The 19,938-nt window shown below is 55.8% G+C and carries 18 protein-coding genes and 1 pseudogene; 5 read left to right on the top strand and 14 right to left on the bottom strand.

Annotation, left to right across the window (positions count from 1 at the left end):
- Window positions 1-5: 5 nt before the first annotated feature.
- Entirely contained in the window at window positions 6-2,567 is a 2,562-nt protein-coding gene (locus ACAW75_RS18865) for a TonB-dependent receptor (RefSeq protein WP_370730421.1), read from the bottom strand.
- A 216-nt stretch (window positions 2,568-2,783) separates the two neighbouring features.
- Here ACAW75_RS18865 and ACAW75_RS18870 point away from each other — a divergent pair, with 216 nt between their 5' ends.
- The 5 genes from ACAW75_RS18870 to ACAW75_RS18890 all read left to right on the top strand — a co-directional run bounded on the left by ACAW75_RS18870 (window position 2,784) and on the right by ACAW75_RS18890 (window position 10,400).
- Window positions 2,784-4,520 carry a T9SS type B sorting domain-containing protein gene (locus ACAW75_RS18870; RefSeq protein ID WP_370730300.1) on the top strand — a complete coding sequence of 579 codons (1,737 nt, stop codon included), beginning with the start codon at window positions 2,784-2,786 and terminating at the stop codon, window positions 4,518-4,520.
- An 18-nt stretch (window positions 4,521-4,538) separates the two neighbouring features.
- Window positions 4,539-5,780 carry a histidine kinase gene (locus ACAW75_RS18875; protein WP_370730301.1) on the top strand — a complete coding sequence of 414 codons (1,242 nt, stop codon included), beginning with the start codon at window positions 4,539-4,541 and terminating at the stop codon, window positions 5,778-5,780.
- Window positions 5,777-6,490: a LytR/AlgR family response regulator transcription factor gene (locus tag ACAW75_RS18880; RefSeq protein WP_370730302.1), complete on the top strand. Its 714-nt coding sequence runs from the start codon at window positions 5,777-5,779 to the stop codon at window positions 6,488-6,490. The genes ACAW75_RS18875 and ACAW75_RS18880 overlap by 4 nt, the downstream gene beginning before the upstream one ends.
- Before the next feature lie 104 nt (window positions 6,491-6,594).
- Window positions 6,595-7,992: a DUF3500 domain-containing protein gene (locus tag ACAW75_RS18885; protein WP_370730303.1), complete on the top strand. Its 1,398-nt coding sequence runs from the start codon at window positions 6,595-6,597 to the stop codon at window positions 7,990-7,992.
- 131 nt (window positions 7,993-8,123) lie between these two features.
- Window positions 8,124-10,400: a TonB-dependent receptor gene (locus tag ACAW75_RS18890; protein ID WP_370730304.1), complete on the top strand. Its 2,277-nt coding sequence runs from the start codon at window positions 8,124-8,126 to the stop codon at window positions 10,398-10,400.
- Window positions 10,401-10,463: 63 nt separating this feature from the next.
- On the opposite strand, the gene ACAW75_RS18895 is transcribed toward ACAW75_RS18890, so the two are convergent.
- The 13 genes and pseudogenes from ACAW75_RS18895 to ACAW75_RS18955 form a co-directional block, all read right to left on the bottom strand.
- A complete protein-coding gene (locus ACAW75_RS18895) occupies window positions 10,464-11,168 on the bottom strand; it encodes a pirin family protein (protein WP_370730305.1) in 705 nt (234 codons plus the stop codon).
- Window positions 11,168-11,701 (bottom strand): hypothetical protein, encoded by a 534-nt coding sequence (locus tag ACAW75_RS18900; RefSeq protein WP_370730306.1) that lies wholly within the window; start codon window positions 11,699-11,701, stop codon window positions 11,168-11,170. Before ACAW75_RS18900 ends, ACAW75_RS18895 begins: the two co-directional genes overlap by 1 nt.
- A gap of 50 nt (window positions 11,702-11,751) precedes the next feature.
- A pseudogene (locus tag ACAW75_RS18905) lies at window positions 11,752-11,907 on the bottom strand (hemin-degrading factor); the annotation flags it as partial.
- A 331-nt stretch (window positions 11,908-12,238) separates the two neighbouring features.
- Entirely contained in the window at window positions 12,239-12,589 is a 351-nt protein-coding gene (locus tag ACAW75_RS18910; RefSeq protein WP_370730307.1) for a hypothetical protein, read from the bottom strand.
- 5 nt (window positions 12,590-12,594) lie between these two features.
- Window positions 12,595-12,948 carry a DUF6686 family protein gene (locus tag ACAW75_RS18915; protein ID WP_370730308.1) on the bottom strand — a complete coding sequence of 118 codons (354 nt, stop codon included), beginning with the start codon at window positions 12,946-12,948 and terminating at the stop codon, window positions 12,595-12,597.
- A gap of 140 nt (window positions 12,949-13,088) precedes the next feature.
- Complete coding sequence (locus ACAW75_RS18920) at window positions 13,089-13,259, bottom strand: hypothetical protein (RefSeq protein ID WP_370730309.1); 171 nt, start codon at window positions 13,257-13,259, stop codon at window positions 13,089-13,091.
- A 70-nt stretch (window positions 13,260-13,329) separates the two neighbouring features.
- A complete protein-coding gene (locus ACAW75_RS18925) occupies window positions 13,330-14,532 on the bottom strand; it encodes a PepSY-associated TM helix domain-containing protein (protein WP_370730310.1) in 1,203 nt (400 codons plus the stop codon).
- A gap of 56 nt (window positions 14,533-14,588) precedes the next feature.
- A complete protein-coding gene (locus ACAW75_RS18930; protein WP_370730311.1) occupies window positions 14,589-16,919 on the bottom strand; it encodes a TonB-dependent siderophore receptor in 2,331 nt (776 codons plus the stop codon).
- A gap of 22 nt (window positions 16,920-16,941) precedes the next feature.
- Complete coding sequence (locus ACAW75_RS18935; protein WP_370730312.1) at window positions 16,942-17,223, bottom strand: hypothetical protein; 282 nt, start codon at window positions 17,221-17,223, stop codon at window positions 16,942-16,944.
- 17 nt (window positions 17,224-17,240) lie between these two features.
- Window positions 17,241-17,642: a TonB-dependent receptor plug domain-containing protein gene (locus tag ACAW75_RS18940; protein ID WP_370730313.1), complete on the bottom strand. Its 402-nt coding sequence runs from the start codon at window positions 17,640-17,642 to the stop codon at window positions 17,241-17,243.
- A gap of 326 nt (window positions 17,643-17,968) precedes the next feature.
- The gene (locus ACAW75_RS18945) at window positions 17,969-18,739 is read right to left on the bottom strand and encodes a dioxygenase family protein (protein WP_370730314.1); all 771 of its coding nucleotides are present in this window, start codon (window positions 18,737-18,739) and stop codon (window positions 17,969-17,971) included.
- Between the two features lie 41 nt (window positions 18,740-18,780).
- Window positions 18,781-18,951: a Sec-independent protein translocase subunit TatA/TatB gene (locus tag ACAW75_RS18950; protein ID WP_370730315.1), complete on the bottom strand. Its 171-nt coding sequence runs from the start codon at window positions 18,949-18,951 to the stop codon at window positions 18,781-18,783.
- 130 nt (window positions 18,952-19,081) lie between these two features.
- Window positions 19,082-19,801: a LytR/AlgR family response regulator transcription factor gene (locus tag ACAW75_RS18955; RefSeq protein ID WP_370730316.1), complete on the bottom strand. Its 720-nt coding sequence runs from the start codon at window positions 19,799-19,801 to the stop codon at window positions 19,082-19,084.
- Window positions 19,802-19,938 lie beyond the last annotated feature (137 nt).

Consider the following 19,938-nt stretch of genomic DNA (forward strand, 5'->3'; position numbering starts at 1 on the left):
TCAACTTATTCCAGCACTGTCAGCACCACTGTCGCGTAGTAAAAACCACCGACAGATGGGCCGGCAGCGAACGTGGTGTAGGGTCGATTCAGCAGATTCGTGCCGCCCAGTTTGACTGACAGACTGGGCTTCGGCAGCACGTAGCTAACCTGCGCATCGAAGGTACTGATGGCCGGCACAATACCCGTTGCCAGTGATGATTGCCAGAGAAACGAACCCTGGTATTTGTAGTTGACCGAGAAACCCAGACTGCGCCAAACTGCCGGATTGCCAATGCCCACGTTGGTAATCCATTTCGGGGTATTAAACGCTTCTTCCAGGCCATCGCCCTGATCGGTATGGTCGAGGCGGGCGAAGGAGGCATTGCCGGAAAAAACCCAGTTACGACCCGCCGAATAACGGGCGCCCAGGCTCGACCCATAGTTGTATACCCGCGTTTTCGAATTGGTCCAGAGGCGGTAGCGGTCCTGCTTGTTGCGGTCAGCCAGGTAATAGGGGATCGAATCAGCGGCGGTGCTTCTGGGTACGTTGGCCTCTACCTGCGCAATGAAATTAGTGTACACATTGTAGTAAACATCTGCGTCGATAAACAAACGATTGGCAAAATACAACCCTTTGTATCCCAGTTCGATCGTGTTCACTTGCTCAGGCTTCAGGTACGTATAGGTGTTGGGTTTCAGCAGGCCTTTGTTCTTCTCGATAGCCTGACTGGGCGTCAGCTTATTCGTGTTCACATCGGTGGTGATCGCCGCCTGAAACGCGTCGATGGATGTGCGTAGATACGAGCTTTCAAATATGCCCTGCGACATGACCTTCAGGCCGCCCACCCGTTTCACGCCACCCGAATTCACGTTGGAGAATGCTTCGAACAACGACGGAAAGCGGTAACCGGTCTGGTAAGAAGCCCGAAAATTATGTTGCTCGACGGGCGAATACACCGCTGAGAGACGCGGATTCAGCCGGGCATCGAAATACCGGTTTTTATCGACCCGAAGCGAGCCGGTGAGTTTGAGTTTATCATCAATGAACGACCGGCTTGCCTGCACAAAGCCACCGGTTTTATAATAAACCAGGTTCTGGTCAGACCCGTCGGGGTTGATGAAATAATTGCCATCCGGAAAAACGACATACTGCCGGTAGTCGAGCCCGGCCAGGATGTTGATGCCTGTTTGCTGCCGGAATCCCGACCAGAAGGACTGCGTCGGCTCAACCTGCCCTTCGGCATGGTACATCCATGACTGTACGCGCAGGGCCGCGCCAATATCCCAGTTGTTGATGTCGCGTAGTTTGGCTACCTGTGTGTTGAACGCCGCTGAACCCGGTTGTGGACGCCCCTGATCGGCGGTGGCGCGGGCTGTCTGCAAGGCATTGGTAACGGCTTGCCCCGCCTGTGTGCTGGCCAGAAACTGGTTTGAAAAATCAGTAAACCACTGATTATCCGACTTGAACGACTTATCGATATTCTCGGCCATCGACCGGATGTTGTACGAATCACCCGTGTTTTCGTGGGTTCGGTACGCACGAATGTGTATCGAAGGTGACTCGAGGCTCAGGCCGTGCTGGTCGAGGCGGTAGTTATCGAGCCGGAAGCGGTTGGTGCGCTGATACACGTTGTCGAGTGTAGCGGCTTTGTAGTTGTATGAAATGGTCAGGTTGGGTTTGGGCCGCCAGAAGATCGCCGCGTCGCCGCGCAGGTTATTCAGGGTGAGGTCGGTGGTCTCCAATTCCGTGTAGCCTGTGCGGGCCACCACGTAGCGCTTCCCGCCGAGGGTCAGTGTGCGCCGGTTGGCCGATTCGTCGCCGTAAGTATTTACCTGATCACGACCGGGATTGTCTGCGCCGGTCAATCCCAGCGAGGTATTGGCGTTGGGGTTCAGATCGGTGTTGTCGTTGGCAATCCAGTCGTAGCCACGTTGGTAAGTCAGGTTCACTTTCACGGCAAATTGGGTGCCGAACGCATGCGCATACCGCAGGGCCGTTTCACTATATGCCTTTGCCGGAGTTAAACCATCGTTCAGGTGGTTAACACCCGTTTTCTGGCTAAAGCTCAGCCCCTGCGAGGTGAAGGGATCCTTTGTGATCAGCTGCGCCAGTCCGTTCAGGGCGTTTAGCCCGTACAGCGCCGACGACGCGCCCGGCACCACTTCGACCCGCTGAATGTCCAGATCCGACGGGGCCAGGGCGTTGGCGATAGGTGCTCCAATGTGCGGCGCCTGATTGTCCATTCCATCTACCAGTTGCACGAACCGGACATTGGTTGGATTGGCAAAGCCACGGGTATTGTACACTTTAAACCCCAGGCTCGAGGTAAGCAGCTGTACGCCTTTCAGGTTTTCAATGGCCTCGAAATACGACGGTTGTGCCGATAGCCTGATCTGCCGGGCATCGAGTAATTCAATACTTACCGACGACTTGAGCAGGCGTTCGGGCACACGCGATGCCGTGACGACGACATCATTTAGCTGAATCTTGCGCAGTGTATCGGCAGCCGGCCTGTTCTTATTGGCTGGTGTTTGCGCCAGCGTATTTTGGCTGATAAAAAGAACAAGAACGAAGAGTTGTTTCATCATTGACCGTTATTCCCGACCAAATATAACGGACCGTTCTATTCAGACGAAAACAACGGGCAGGGAGCCCAGGAATATTAGGTAGCGGCGCGCATCTGGTCGATTTGTTTCACCCCTACATTCATCGATTTCACCGCTAAACGCCCGGATCGGGCAACGGTCTGATCAGCAACAACGTACCTGTAAACTCATCGTGCAGGCTGAACGAGCGTGGGTATGGGCAACTATCTATTCATAACGGGACTGGTAATCGTATGCAGTTTCCGCACCGTTGGTCAATCGCTGGATTGCCGTAACATTGGTTTCGAGGAAGGCACCACACGCGGCTGGGTGCTGACCAACGGCTCGGTTACCGACGTGAATCAGCAGACCGTTTACCAGAACGAGACGGCAGGTACGTTTGAAAACGGCCACCTGATCACCAGCGCTGGCAACGATCCCAATGTAACCGCCGAGGCCATTCCCATGGTGGCACCCGGCAGTACGCACTCGCTACGGATCGGCAACGTGACGCGCGGCTCCCGCTTCGACCGCATTCGGGGTTCGTTTGTCGTCACGACCGATAACACGCTGTTTCAGTACCGCTTCGCCGTGGTGTTGCAGAACCCAACGCACCAGCCCTATCAGCAGCCCGGTTTCAGCATCCGAATTACCAATCAGGCCGGGGCGCTGCTGGCGTGCAGCGAGTACGACGTTACGGCTGCGGCCAATATCACCGGCTTTAAAGCGCAGGGCGACATTCGTTACCGAAACTGGACCACCGGCGCCATTGACCTGCGGACCTACCTGGGGCAAACGGTTACGGTAGAGGTGACAGCCCACGGCTGTACCGAACGGAGGCATTATGGCTACGCATATTTTGATGCCCAATGCCTGAAAACAGAAGTGACCCAGGCGCTGTACTGCCCCGGCGTTGATCCGTCCATGACCCTAAAAGCACCCGAAGGCTTCGCGACCTATGCCTGGAACACTGGCGAAACCACAGCCAACATCGCCATTAAACCCGTTCAGGGGGCCACCTACTCCGTTACCGTTACACCTTATGCGAGCCTCAACAGCGCCTGCCAGTTGTCGCTCGATTACACCGTAAAAGTGGGCCAGCCAGTGGCACCCACCCTACACACAGCCACGATCTGCGAAGGCGATGCCTATCAGGTTGGCAATTCCTTTTACCAGACGGCGGGAACGTACCTGACGGCCGTGAAACGGGGCGCCCAGCAATGCGACAGCCTGGTACAAACCACGCTGACCGTCCGGCCGCTGCTGCGACGTACCCGGACCGTTACCGTTTGCGATGGCGATAGTATCTGGATTGGCGGGGTAGCCTACCGCACCGCCGGTACGTATCAGACCCGTATCAACCAGCCCGACCCGCTTTGTGATAGCCTGATCACGACCGAGGTCCTTGTTAACCCGTTCAAACTGACCGTGGCACCCGTCAAATTGATTCGCCCCGGCGAAACAGGACAGTTGCGGGCCCAGGTATTGGCAAGCAGCGGTACGACCACCTTCGGCTGGTTACCGCCCAACGATCTCTCCTGCCCTGCCTGCGCTACTACCCTGGCCAGGCCAACGGCCACCACCCAATACACGGTGCTGGCCGACAATGCGGCGTTAGGCTGTCGGCGAACGGCTACCGTCTGGCTGGCGGTGGGGTCGTGTATCCTGTACGCGCCCGAGGCGTTCACGCCGAACCGCGACGGAACGAACGACGTCTTTTTCATCCCGGCCAACGCCTGCATCCGGCAGATCAACGAGTTAACGATCTACAACCGCTGGGGCGAAGTGATCTATCACTGCCAGAATGTGGCGGCGGGTGATCCGGCGGCGGGTTGGGATGGGCGCTACCGGGGGGCCGACTGCGAACCGGGCGAGTACGTGTACAAGGTGCAGGTCGACTTTCAGACCGACAATCCGGGTTCGTTTCAGGGTCGGCTGTTGCTTATTCGTTAATTTAGCGCACTGCTCACTATGGCTGTCAGGCACCGCGCCACTCAGCATATTATCCATGACTGTACGTTTACGGTTAGCCTGCTGGTTAGGCGCATGAGAAAATGGCTCAATACCTACGCGCTGCGGCTGCTGGCAGGAGCCGCCCTGCTGGCACTGCCTTTCCTGTTTCTCATCAGCGAGGGCGCATCGGTCAATCACCTGATTCCGCATCGGCACGACATTCAAAACGGCCTGACGTACCTGGCCCTGCTGGTTTTTTCCTATGTCAACTACACCATCTTCGTGCCCCGGTGGTATCTGCAAAAACAGTATTCGCGGTACTTTATCCTGGTTATCATCTGCCTGCTTGGCGCTGCCCTGCTTCCTCAGCGCATTGAGCAGTGGGTTTTTCTGAGACCTCCCGCCAACCCAACGGTTGCGGGCTGGATCAAGCAGGTGCTATGGGAAGAAAACCTTTTTCCACCCAGACCGCCGCAGCAGGGCCATCGGCCACAAGGTACTCAGGGCCAACCGGTCAATGGGGCGCCCGGACCGCCGCCACAACGACCCGACGACCTCGACGGCTTCTTCCCAACAGCCCCGCTCTCTGTTAAACTGGGCATTATCTTCCTGCTGGGCACAATCAGCGCCCTGGCGTCTATTTCAGTGCAAACCAGTAATCGGCTGCGTCAGGTCGAAACAGATCAGTTGCTGGCCGAGCTCAGTCAGTTGAAAGCGCAGATCCAGCCCCACTTCCTGTTCAATACCCTCAACAGCATCTATTCGCTGGCTATCCGTCGGGATGATCGCACGGCCGAGACCATCGTCAAGCTGGCGGAGTTTATGCGCTACATGATCCGCGATGTGCATCAGGATACAGTCGCGCTGGACAAAGAAGTACAGTACATCGCCAATTACATCGATTTACAACGCGCCCGGCTTCGCGACTCCGTCACGATCGACTACACGCTGGACGGCGATACCAGCGGAAAACAAATTGCCCCGCTGGTCTTGTTCTCTTTCATCGAAAATGCGTTCAAGTACGGAGTCAACCCGAACGAAGAATCGGTTATTCGCATACAGCTGCACCTACAGGCCAACTCGTTACGGTTGCTGGTATACAACCGAAAAGTGCCTGTCCATCAGCTGGAGCCGTCGACCGGTGTTGGTTTGCCGAATGCCAGAGAGCGACTTCGGCTGCTCTATCCAGCGGCCCACGAACTCGTTATCGACAACGTACCTGATCACTTTGCCGTTGACCTGACCATGACCCTGCTATGATTCGAGCCATTGCGTTAGACGACGAACTACCCGCCCTGGATATCATTGACGCCTTTTGCCGCCAGATCGACGGTATCGACCTGCAAAAGACGTTCCACCGAACCAGCGACGCCCGGCATTTCCTGGAAGCGAACCCGGTAGACCTCTTGTTTACCGATATCAACATGCCTGCCGAATCAGGACTTGATTTCTACCGATCACTTAACCCGGCCTTACAAACGCACAGAACGCTGGTCATTTTCACCACAGCCCATATGGAGCATGCGGTAGAAAGCTATGCGGTACAGGCCCTCGACTACCTGCTGAAACCATTCACCTTCGAGCGGTTCAGACAGGCCGTAGCCAGGGCAAATGAACAGATCACCCTGCTGCGCCAGTCAGCTGACCAGCAAGACACGTACCTGGTTTTGCGCGTCGACTACAGCCTCGTCAAAGTGACGGTCGCTGACATTCTGTTCATCGAAGGGCTGGATAATTACCTGAAAATTCACTTGCAGGACCAGAAGCCACTGGTAGTACGCATGACCATGAAAACCCTGCTCGATAAGCTGCCCCCTACCGGCTTTGTGCGGGTTCATCGCTCCTACATTGTAGCGCTGCGCCATGTTGAGACGGTACGCAATAAACGCATCAGTGTAGGTACCCAGGAAATCCCGATCAGCAGCGGTTATGAAGCTGACTTCAACCGGTTTTGGCACGACCGCGACTGACATAATTCACCCCAGCATTTACCCGGTTCGCCACAAACTGGCCTGCAACCACAACGAACGGGGGGCGCTGGGTGTACTCTATGGAAACAATCAAACGAACGACCATGACTACTTGCTTCACCTGGCCGCGGCTGGTAACCCTGCTCGGCATAACGGCCACCCTTTTGTTGGGCGCCTGCAAGTCGGACACCAGCAGCACGGTTACGCCCACAACGGCAACCGTAACAGGCATTACCTGCGGAGCAACCACCTTTTCAACTACGGCCGTCGGCGGCGCGGCCTACACGGGCACAGCCACGGTGCCCTATACAGGTGGTAGTGGCGTCGTAGCGTATGCCGCCCAGACGGCCATTGCCTCAACGGGCGTTACCGGCCTGAGCGCCACGCTACAGGCCGGCACACTGGCCAGCGGTGCAGGCAACCTGCTATACAGCATCAGCGGCACCCCATCCGCCTCCGGAACGGCCGTTTTCGCCCTTAGCTTCGGCGGACAGAGCTGTTCTTTGTCGTTACCCGTATCAGCACCCGGCAGCACCACAACCACGACCGATTGCAGCACGGCGACCACAAGGGCTGCGAAAGTAGCCTGTGCGGCTAATGCTTTTCTGGCAACGTTGACAACTGCACAGAAAGCCACCGTTCAACTCGCGCTGACCAAAGCAAACGCCATCAAATGGTCGAACCTGCCGGGCGGTGTCACCATCCGTAATGGCCTCGAATTCAGCACACTGACCGCCGTGCAACTGGCGGCGGCCAAAGCCGTTATTGCGGCGGCGGCCGGTACTACCGCCAACGAAGGCTACGACGAATTTTTGCAGATCAACGCCGCCGACGATGTGCTGGCCACAAAAGCGGGAAGCGGGTATTCGTCGGGGAAATACATTATCGCTTTCCTGGGAACGCCCAGCGCCACCGGCACCTGGATGCTTCAGTTCGGCGGTCACCACTACGCGCAGAATATCACGTATAACGCAGGGGCGGTAGCCAGCTCAACGCCATCGCATCAGGGCATTGAACCAAAGACCTGGACAACGGGTACAACGACCTACGCGCCGCTGAACACCGAACACGACGCCATGATTGCCATGCTGGCTGCGCTCTCGAGCACACAACTGGCTACGGCCAAACTGAGCACTACGTTCAGTGATGTGTTGCTGGGGCCAAACAAAGACGGCCAGTTTCCCGCAACGAAGTTAGGGCTAGCCGTGAGCACGTTGACCGCCGCGCAGAAATTGCTGGTACTGGCGGCCATCAAACCCTGGACCCAGGATGTCGACGATGCCACCGGAACGGCCATGCTGGCGATCTATGAAAAAGAACTCGACGCTACTTACATTGCCTATTCGGGCAACGCCGCGCTGACCAGCAACGCTGATTACGTCCGCATCGATGGCCCAAGTGTTTGGGTTGAGTTTGTTTGTCAGTCGGGGGTCGTGTACCAGAACGAGATCCACTACCACACCGTTTACCGCGACCATACCCGCGATTATAACGGCCTGTAAGCGGTTGGTCAAGGCTCGAAACGAACAACTTGTCCTATATTCGTAATGGTGTTGGGTCTGGGTACGTAGGCTTCACAGACGATGCGTGAAGCCTACGTACCCAGACCCAACACCATTGGTATTTTTCTACGATGCGTTATCTTCTACTTGTCTGCTTTCTTTTCAGTTTTTCACTGGCAGTGGCTCACCGGGGTGGGCTTGTCGGAACGGTTGCTGATCAGGCAACGGGTTTGCCGGTACGTGGCGTGAATGTGCAGGTATGGGGCCTGGGTAAAACGGCCGTTACGAATGAACTGGGGCAATACCGCTTCGCTAATCTGCCCGCCGCGCCGTATCGGATCGAATTATCACACGTTGGGTATGCCCCCGTGAGTGTTACGGCGACCGTGCAGGATGACCGGATAACGAGCGTTCAGACGCAACTGACAAGCGCCGCGGTTCAGCTTGGTGAGGTGACCGTTTCGGCCGAGCGGGCACACGATCAGCAACTCATCAGCAGCCTGGACATCAAGCTTCGACCGATCACCAATTCGCAGGAGATCCTTCGGCTGGTGCCGGGGCTGTTCATCGGTCAACACGCGGGGGGCGGCAAGGCCGAACAGATCTTCCTGCGTGGGTTCGACCTCGATCACGGCACCGATATTCGCCTGACGGTCGATGGCATGCCGGTCAACATGGTGTCGCACGCCCACGGGCAGGGGTACGCCGATCTGCACTTCGTCATTCCCGAACTGGTTGAGGGTGTTGACTTCAAGAAAGGCCCTTACCAGGCCGATAAAGGCAATCTGGCTACGGCTGGCTGGGTCGATTTCCGAACACGCACCGTCCTCGACCGTTCCTTTGCCAAGCTGGAAGTGGGCCAGTATGGAACGTACCGGGCCGTGGCGGGCGTCAACCTACTCGGCGAACCGCACAGCCCGGCAGCTCGGAAAGGCAAGGATCAGTCGGCCTACATCGCTTCAGAGTATTCGTACAGCGACTCGTATTTCGACAATCCGCAGCGGTTCAACCGAGTTAACCTGACGGGGAAATACCACGGTCATCTGTCAGACAACACGGTGCTTACGCTGACCGGCTCAACGTTCTGGAGCAAATGGAACCACTCCGGCCAGATTCCCGATCGCGCTATTGCTTCGGGCCTGACCGATTTCTTTGGTTCGATTGACCCGACCGAAGGCGGGGAAACCAGCCGGACCAATGCGAACGTCCAACTGGTGACTGTTACGCCGCGCAACCACGTTATTAAACAGCAGGTCTTCTACAGCAAATACAACTTCGAGCTGTACTCCAACTTCACCTTTTTCAAGGAAGACACCGTGAACGGTGACCAGATTCGGCAGAAAGAGCATCGGAACCTGTTCGGCTATACCGGCAGCTACGCCACCCAAACCACCCTGGGCAAAAGCCAGTGGACAACCACATTAGGGGCGCAATACCGGCACGATATCACAAACGGAACTGAATTATCGCACACCAGGAACCGCACCGAAACGCTGAACCGCATCCAATACGGCAACGTAAACGAGTTGAACGCCGCGCTGTATGCCGACGAACTGGTTCAGTTATCGGATCGGTTCACGGTCAACGCGGGGGTACGTTATGATTTCTTCCGAAGCCAGTACACCGATCTGCTAACGGCCACACCCACAACCGGGCAGGCCACGCAGGGCATTCTATCGCCCAAGCTAAACCTGTATTACACGGTCAATCCCGCCTGGCAATTTTACCTGAATACGGGCCGTGGTTTCCACTCCAACGATGCGCGGGTGGTGGTTGCGCAGCAGGGGCGTACCGGCGAGATTTTGCCCGCCGCCTATGGGTCAGACCTGGGGGTGATCATGAAGCCCTTTCCGAAACTACTTATCAACGCAGCGGCCTGGTACCTGTGGCTGCAACAGGAATTCGTGTACGTAGGCGACGAAGGCGTTGTAGAGCCCAGTGGCCGGTCGCGCCGGATGGGGATCGATCTGTCGGCGCGGTACCAGTTGACGCCGCACCTCTACGCCGACCTGGATCTGAACACGGCCACCCCCCGCGCCATTGATGCTGAGGCTGACCAGAATTACCTGCCGCTGGCCCCGGTCTTCACCTCAACCGGTGGCTTGTCGCTACAATCGAACTCGGGTCTGAGCGGCTCCCTGCGGTACCGGTATATGGCCGACCGGCCCGCCAACGAGACCAATTCGATCGTGGCGAAGGGGTATTTCGTGAATGACCTGCAACTCAACTACAGCAGGAAAAACTACACGCTGGGATTATCGGTACAGAACCTGTTCAATGTGCGCTGGAAAGAAACGCAGTTTGCCACCGAAAGCCGCCTGAAAGGCGAAGCGGCCCCCGTCAACGAAATTCACTTTACACCCGGCACGCCCTTCTTCGCCCGCCTGAGCTGGACCTATTTCTGGTAGTGCAGTTGCTGGCGCGAGCATGTGCCGCAGCGGCGGACCGTTCGTGCCAGCACAGCCAGTAGCTCAACAGGTCATAATTAATAGTACGGCGTCATTTGAGAGGGCTTCAAATTCCAGCACATCGTCTTGCTCATAGGTCAGCGATAAGCCGTCTTTCTCGTGCAGAAGCCGGTTCGCTACTTCGAAAGCGCCCTGCAACACAAAGACAAACACGCGTTTGGGTTCGCCAGCCGGCACCGATTCGATCAGGTACGTTCCGTCGACCCGGCCCGCAAAACGGCCAATAAATCCTTGCGGCTCGCCGGGTACGTTGGTCAGAAACGGCAGCAAGGTATTGGGCGTAGTCAGGTCAAAAGCTACCTGACGGACGGCTGACGTCGTGCCGGTTTCTGGGTTGGTGAACCAGCATTGCAGGTAATTGATCAGCTCGGCCGGATACGGATTCGTGACGCTGTAGCTCATGCCCGCCTGCAACGAGAGTATGCCTGCCTGACCGGGTTCGAGAAAATGCGTTTCCCCTTCGCTGGCATATTCCAGCCCGCCAACAATGGGCATCAGCACCACATCAGTTGGTTGCTCGACCGTCAGCGACAGGCTGGTCTCGGGCCGTAGCATGTCGTCATTCAGCAGGTAGAGTTTACCAAACGGCTCACGCCCATCGGCAACGTACCGGCCAAAATTGAAGGTGTGGTAACTTCTGAATGTATCGGTTTCCGAACGTCCCCGCCCATCGGCCAGAAAGATTTGTGCCTGCGTTTTCGTGTTCATTAAGTAAGAGGGCTGGTAGGTTGGGGTTGGTACGACCAGATGCTCAGGTTGGGTTGCAGGGCAATCAGATCGGTATTTACCAATTGCCCTGTCTGAAGTGCTTCGCGCTGATCACCGTAGGCAATCAGTAGCCGTCCGTCAATGGTGTCGATCCAGGTAAGTGGATCGCTGTAGAAGAAGATTGCGACCCGATGCGCTTCTTTTTTTTCCATGTGCGAAGCCAGTATCTCGAACTTGAATTCAGTAAAGGGCAGGCAGATCGACCCTAATTCGTTGGTTACATCGGGAATTTGCTGGTTCAGCTGTTTCAGGTAGCCCATAGCCACGCGACTGGTCAGGTAATGCAACTGGTCGGCTTTGGGTACGTTGTCGAGCAGTTCCTGAAAGGTCAGGTGCGCGCTATCTGGATTGTACAGTTGCGCCTGCATAAAGAACTCCTGATATGTTTCTTCAAATACCGTTTTGTCCCACGGCTTCTGCGATGAGGCATCAATAACCTTGCGATAGGTGAGCCGAATAAGTCCTTTAACCATAGTTCAGGCTGGAAACGCAGCAACACACCAGCGCGAAGCAGCTCAGCTGTTCATGCATAACGAATTACCTGGCCGATCGTTTTGTCGATTACAGCGTGCCAGCTATCGAGTTCGGGCTTGCCGGGTTTGGGTTCACCGAATCCCTGCGCCACCTGCTGCCCATCTTGGTCGAATAGCTCCAGGGCCGTCCTAAGTCTGTTGGTGGTTGGCTTCCTGGTTACCTATACCTGACCAACAAGCGTTTCGTTGAGCGACATGCCAACCGACAAGCTGAAAACGACGCTCAGCAGGCTACGCTTAACTTAATGTAAATGGCTCATTGGTAGTGGTTTTTTGAAAAATAGTTTCGCACTAGCCGCACTGGCGCGAGCATTCGCTCGTGTCTTGTCTAGGGCAGGCTTTCGCTTGCCCAGTGCGTTGGGCAAACGAACCTGGAGAGTCCACTTGACCGCAATACCCTACCGGGTAGCAAGCAGATGCTTGCGTTATGGAAGGCACGGGCAGATGCTCGCGCCAGCTTTCGCTGAAAGCAATCGATCAGTTTGGCGACAATCTGCCCCGCATGAGCAAATCCAGGTCAAGGCGCAGGCAGGCCAGGTTCAGGCCGCGGGCCAGTTGATCGCGTTCGCCTTCGGTCAGGTGCAGGCCAATTGCCTGGAACCCCGCCCGAACCATCGTATCACGTACATCGAGCAGGCCAACTACATACCGGCTGGCCGTAGCCAGGTTATCGAGCCGCCGGATCAACGCGTATAGATCGGTCAGGTTTAGCGTCATGGTGATAGTCCGAAAGTCTAGTTCAATCGCTCCGCAGCAGCGGCATTGGGCAAGCAGTAAACCGGGTTCATCAACCAGAATACGGTGCGACGCGTGCTTGTCAGCCTTCATACCGATCAGTGCAGGCGTTGACTTAACTTCAGGATACGCTCAGCTTCCAGGATGGGCGCCGCTTCGGTCAGCAGGGCGCAGAGGTTAGTCAGATCGTCGTCAGAAAACAGCAGAAAGTAGTTCGGCATGGGTGTTGGCAGCATCACCTCTTTGCCATGCGTTGTGCTGATCGGGTGCATCGCCAACCGGTTCTGCATCATCTCGACAAAGGCCTCGAACTGATCGAGCGTCAGGCAGAACAGCGAATTCTGAAAGGCCACATTGATGGTGCGGCAACCGGCACACATGCCAACGTACCCAAATCCGTTCTCGGCAAATGTTCTGAACCGGTGCCCCGGTGCGGTTTGGTTGTGATTCATAACGAGCTAGTGAGCCATGTGGCCGGTTAATTGGAAAATCGGATTGACTGCCTGTGGTGCCTGTGCGGGCGGCCGGTCCAGAAAAACCAGCCGCCACGCCAGGACTTGGTTGCCGCTTGCACGGCAAGATCAGGTAAGCGTCATGAACCCATCGGGCTGGTCGGATTCACGCCCGTGGTTGCGTCGGCGGCCAGGCTCGTCACTGCCTGCGCCTGAACGGGAATAGCGACTGGCGTAGTGTCCTCTTTTTTGCCGGCAAATGAGATGGCCCGTGTACCCGTCAGCAGAAGGGTTTGATAGGTGATCTTCATCGGGGCCAACCAGCCTTAGTGCGTTTTATCGGCTGGCGGAGCCGGGCAACGTACCCAGTTTTTAAGGAGGTCAGGTACGTTCCCGTAGCGGATAAGTGACTGGCCTTTTACGCGTAGCTGACGTAGTTCGGCCTGCTGAAACGGGTAGGACTTTCCCGGCCTTTCTGCGGCGCCCCAGCCAGATCAGGAAGCCCGTGACGGGTAGGCTGGCGGCCATCAGGCTAAAACAAAACGCGATGATTTTTCCGGGTAATCCCCAGATCGCCCCTACGTGGATATCGTAGTTCATGCGCAGGAGCTTATCGGCGGGTTTCGCCTCGTGAAACCGACCGTAGATGTGGTGAACAGGTAATTCCTTCAGCGTGTACTGATCGAAATAGCGGTAGTCTATTTTCCAGAATGTGCCTTCTTCTGTATTGATATTCACCGCAATGGAGGCCGTATCGGTATCCGGTATGTGTACTTCCATTGTTTTCGCCGCCGGGTTTTCGGCCTGCATCCGGGTCCAGATGCGGTCAATGGCGGGTGCCTGTTCTGTGGTAACTGGCTGCTTTGGCCGTGCCGACACCGCCTCCTGAAACAGGGTGGATTTGGTGCCGCCCGCCAGCGTGTACACCGATGTTGAGAACCATTGAAACCCCCATATCAGGCCTGTCAGCACCAGAATGATAACTACCCACGACGAGTAAAAGCCAATGATGTTGTGCAGGTCGTAATTTTTCCGTTTCCATTGCAGCCCTTCTTTCCACTTGAACCAGAACCGTTGCGTAGCCGCCGCTTTGTTTCTGGGCCACCACAACACGATGCCGGACATAAGCATGAACAGAAAAGTCAGCGTGGTATAGGCCACCACGGGCTGACCAATAGCGGGCGGAAGCCAGAGGTAGTAATGACCATCGAGCACGATTCGGAAGAAGTCCTCGTCCATGTTCTTCACCTTCAGCACCTCGCCCGTATATGGATTCAGGTACACCAGGAAGTAATACGACGGATCGAACTGGAAGAAAATGGCCTGTGCCGCCTTTTCCGGCCCCGAATACATCACGGCGTGCAGATGCTTGCCCGGCAGTTGTGCCGTAGCAATCGCCTGCAGTTTTGAGGGCGGCAGGAAGGCGGCCTTCTGCGCGGTAACGTACCTGAACGGCTGGGTGGCGTTCTGAATCTCCTCCTGAAAGGCATACAGACAGCCCGTGATGCTGATAACAAACACCACCGCCCCGGATAGTAACCCGAACCAAAGATGAAGCTGTCGTATGATTTTTTTAAGGGACATAGTCGTTAAGGACCATCGCGTTTCACGGTCAGTAAGTGATCAAGTGACAATGAATTTTAGAATCGGTAAGCCACGGTAAGCCGGGAATTACGGGGCGGCTCTGTCTGCCAGAAGTAATAGTTGCTATAGGTGTAGTAAGCCCCGCCTACGTATAAATAGCTGTTCAACAGGTTGTTGACATTGAATGCTACCGAGAATCGGTTGGTAGTATACGACACCGCCCCATCGAGCCGGACATATTCTTTCATGGCCTGGCTGGTGCCGTCGAACACGTACCACGACGAGCGCCCTTCCTGGTACTGACCACCCAGCGAAACACCCCAGCCCCGCAGGGTACCTCCCGTTGCTTTATACGACAACCAGGCGTTGGCAATGTGCCGGGTCGAGCCCGGAACGGCTACGCCTACGTTTTCTAGCCTGGTATCTTTCGTCACTTTCGAGTCTGTATACGCATAGTTCAGCGTTAGGTCGAGACCGTGAACAACCTGGCCGCGCAAATCCATCTCGATACCCTGCGTTTGGGTCTGCCCCAGTTGCACCGAAAAGTTCTGATGGATGGGGTCGGCCGTTAACACGTTGTTCTTGGTGATCCGGTAAGCCGACAGCGTAGAGGTCCAGAGGCCGCCGAGCCACTCCTTTTTCAGGCCGATCTCGTTGTTTGTGCCCGTGATTGGTTTGAAGCTGTTGCCGGCAAAGTCGCCCCCGGCTTGCGGCACATACGCCTGGTCATAGACGCCATAGACGCTGGTAGTCTTGTTGAGCAGGTAGCTGAAACCCAGTCGGGGCGTAAACTTACCGGCTTTGACTGTTCCGCTATACGGATCAACGTTCTGCGAGGTGGTGTACCGGCCGGCAATGGTCAGTTTCAGGCGGTCGGCCAGCAGGTGAATCTCATCCTGTGCGTAGATACCCGTATAAGACTGGTTGTAGTTGACGCCCCGTTCGCGCAGGCTCAGGCTGCGGTCATAGGTGGGGTACGCGCTGCCCGGAACCTGCCCGTACACCGGATTACTCAGCAACAGCCCCGGAAACGAACCGCCCTGCGACCAGTCGGCAATGTATTCTTTCTGGCCCATATCGAGACCCGCCAGCATCCGATGAACCACCGCGCCCGTATGCACCTCGCCATTGACGAAGAACTGACCCAGTCTGTTGGTACCCTGCGTATCCCAGATACTGGCCCCCCGCTTTAGTGTATCGCCCGAAATACCCGATGGCCAGATGCTTTGCCCTACCTGATTATAGGCCATGTAGGCTACTTGCCCCGTGAATTTCCAGTTGTCGTCGATGGCGTGACTCAGGGTCAGAAACAACGAATGATCGTTGATATTGGTCGGCGACATATTGGGCTCAGCCGAGGTAAAGTTGACCGGTAAATCGCCGTACCCTTTGCTGGAGAACGCGTAGTTCGAGCCAATCATCGACATCTGGCTATACTGGTACGTGTATTCGGCCGTGAGCGAGGTGCGGTCGTTGAACTTGTAGCGGATGACCGGCACCACCGATACCCGGTTGTTATACTCAAAGTCGCGGTGCGAACCCTTCGCTTGTCCCAGTACATTCAGGCGGTACAGCAGCTTGCCATCTTTGCTCAGCATACCATCCAGGTCGACCGTCGAACGATACAGGTTGAAGCTGCCCAGGGTCATGCTGGCTTCGCCTTTGTTGATGCCCGTTGGTTTCTTGGTCACCACGTTATAAAAGCCGCTGGGCTCGCCGTTGGCCAGCATAAAGCCCGCTGGCCCCTTCACAAACTCAATGCGCTCAACCATGCTCATGTCTTCCGTCAGCGGACCAAACGGCATTTCGATGTTCATTCCATTCCGAAAGGCCGCTATGCGGGAGCCGCGCATATTGAGCTGGGCATAATTGTCCCAGTGTTCGGCGCGGGTAACGCCACTCACGTTGCGGGTCACGCCTTCGAGCATATCGAAGATCTGCTGATCCTGAAGTACCTGCTTCGTCACGACCTGAATGTTCTGGGGGATCTCGAGCAGCGGCGTTCGCAGTCGAAGCGAAATAGACGGATAGTCGGCCACGTATTTACTAGGATTGGCCAGCACGACCACTTCCTGCAACTGCCGACTGTCCGACGAGATCATTATGTCCAGATCAAGCGTTTGGCCATCGGTCAGGGTAACGGCTTTGTTCTGCGCTTCGAGGCCCACAAAACTGGCCTGGAGCGTATAGTTGCCAGCCTTCAGATTGGTCAGTTCGTAGTCGCCGGTCTGATTGGCGGTGGTTCCCCGGTTGGTACCTTTCAGGACGACGTTGACAAACTCGGCGGGCTGGCCATCAGAGGTGGTAATGCGTCCTTTTATGGTGGCGGTCTGCGCGGCTGCACAGAGGCTTATAAGCAGGAACGATATGGTAAGTAAACGATTCATTCAGGTTGTATTTTGTAGGTAATCAGACTTGTTTAATGGTAAGCTTATGCACCCAGTCCCGGCGGAGGCTGGCGTATCCGAGCCGTCCGGCCAGTGAGGGTATGTATTGTGGATCAGTGTAGCCCGCCGTTTCCGGCTTGAGGCTGTAGCCGCCCGGCTGGTACCGACTCCCGAACAGGTAGAGACCAGTTTTTCCGCCTCGCAGCGACACGTCGTCCATCAGGTCACTCGTGCGGTTGGCGCCGTAACGTGCCGACAGGCTTCCGTTTGTCTGCCCCGGGTTTTCGGTGATGCAGTTAACCACGCCCGCCAGTGCTTCCCCTACAAACTCGACGATGGCCCCTTCACCACCCCGATCTGTTTGATGTTTCCGACGGTGAGTCGGCTTAGTTCGAGGGTCCCGGCTGTGCGGCCCACCAGCGGTTCACCATCGACCAGAATCAGCGCGTAGTCGGGGCCGAATTGCTGCACCTGAAGGCCTTGCCCATGATCATTGAGCAGGGCCAGCCTCATCTGGCCACGCAAACTATCGTTGAGCCGCAGACTGCCCGACTGCCGAATCGGCGGTTGACCAATAACCGTCACGCGCATCGGGGGCGAACCCACCCGGCGTTCGGTGGGAGTCGCTGTAACCAACACGGTATCAAGCTGTTTGGCCCCTGATGAATCAGGTAGTTGCGCAGGCAGTTGGTGAACCAACAGGAGGAGTAACACGGCAAGCATCGTTGAGCAAATCAGAAAGTCTGTTGCAAACGTAGATCTTGTTTATATTTATTCCAAATAAAAATTAACCTTGTTTAGATATTTTCTAAATAAATAGCGTGACTGACTAGGCGATAAACAGAAAAAGGCACCCACCCGGATGCCTCTTTTACTGCACTGTATGTCACTCTTCGTTTATGCTTCGTCAACTGGATTCTCATCGTAGGTCACGCTGGCGAGCTTTTATCCAGGTAATAGATCTGGTCGGCCGGGATCAGCTAACCAGTTCTTCGTTACAAGTACCCGTAAATGCCCCGTCACCCGCAGATCAAACAAGTGATGGACCGCTAGGCTTTGACAACGATGGCGTGCGTCAGCACGTACCCGGCGGCCACGCTGCCCGATACCGTAGCCAACTCGGTCGTGAATCCGTCAGCGAACACATTGTCGCGTTCGTTCAGCGTATCCTGCGCGCCTTTGGTATAGCCATATGCACTCGCCGTAGTGTATACCGTATTCGACACGGCGTAGGGGAAAGCGATCTGGGTGACCAGCAAGGACTTACCCGCCGAATTGTAGATGTGTACGTGAATGTGCGGGGCGCGACCCGAATACCAGCCGGGGAAGATCGACGTGAAGCTGACCAGCCCGTTGCTGTCTGTCGTTTGCCGACCGCGCAGGAAATCAACGTTCTGGAAGTTCACGCTTTGCATACCCGACCCACCATATTCCGAATAATACCCGTCTTTATCACAATGCCATACATCAACGATAGCCCCCGCCAGAGCGGCACAACTGGCGCTGGCATTGTTGATGGTAATGTTCATGGTGAAGGGCACACCCGTCCGGTCGGCCCGGATGTCTTTCCGCACAAAGTTGGCGGGCACTTTAGTGGGGAAAGGGCCTTCCGTTTCAGCGGGGGTTACGGTGCAGTTTCCACTGGAAACGCTTGTGGTTGTGCCGGGCGTGGTAACCGTTGCACTGCCGGGTGTTGTGGTGCCGGTTATTGTTGTTGGGTCAATCGATGTACTGTCACTACAGGCGTCGATGACGGGCAAAACAGCGACGATGCCCAGCAGGCTGCCAAAGCCGCGTTTCAAAAATTCGCTACGTTCCATACGTTCAGGGTAATAAACAGAAGGGATAATTGATCAGGTAATTAGTTGGCCGATGGGCCATTGATGGTTGCTTTCGCCTCTTGAGTAGCGTCTTTAAATTCACGGATACCGGTGCCTAAGCCACGCGCCAGTTCGGGCAATTTTTTAGCGCCAAAAAACAGGAGAATGACTGATAGAATGAGTACGATTTCGGAGGTGCCTAAGCCTGGCATAGTTTACGTTGTTTACGATGATCTATCCCTATAGCGTATAAAAAAAGCCTTTCGTTGCGTCGAAAGGCCAGTTAGCGGTCAATGGACCAAATCTGTCGGTAAAACAGGACGTACCTGGTTCGGCGGCTGCTTATGAGCGGAAACGGGCTTGCAGTGCGGCCTCGTAACTGGCTCCGATTGGTATGTCCCGCCCCGCCAGCCGGATGGTTTTATTACGGATTCCTTCGATACGGCTAAACGGAACGATGAACGACCGATGCACCCGAATGAAGGGCGCGTTGGGCGCGTCAACCCCAGGCAGTTTCTCCAGCAGTGCCTTCATGGTCATACGGGCCACAATGGGGTGGTTCGTCGACGCGAGGTGGATTTTCAGGTAGTCGTCCAATCCTTCGATGAGCAGAATGTCGGCGTAGGCAATTTTATAGATGGTATAATCGGCCCGGATGTAAAGGTAATCGTCGGCGGGTTTACTGCGCTGCTGCCAGTTGACATAGTCATTGGCCTTCGTGACGGCCTGCAAAAATCGCTCGAATGTGAACGGTTTCAGCAGGTAATCGACGGCGTTTAGCGTAAACCCTTCCACTGCATAGTCGGCATAGGCGGTTGTGAAAATCACCAGGGGCGGGGTACGTTCCGTAGCACTGATAGCCCGGTAAAAATCTGTTCCGGAAATAAACGGCATGTTGATGTCCAGAAACAGCAGGTCTGTTCCCAACTGCGTAATGTGCTGCTGGGCGTCGTCGGTGCGGGTAAAGGTCTGTTGCAGGTCAATGAAATCTACCTGCTGGCAGAAGTGGCTCAGCACGCGCAGGGCAGGTGGTTCGTCGTCGAGTGCAATGGCCCGAATCATGGCAGGGTTGAGAACGTGTTGGGGGGTATGTTAGGTGATGACGTTATGGATAGGTAGTGCGTTGCGCTGTTGGCTTCGCGCTGTAGGCCCTTCGACCGCAGCGCGAAGCCAACAGCGCAACGCACTATTTATCAGCA

It is taken from the genome of Fibrella arboris, assembly GCF_041321095.1.
Lineage (GTDB): Bacteria > Bacteroidota > Bacteroidia > Cytophagales > Spirosomataceae > Fibrella > Fibrella arboris.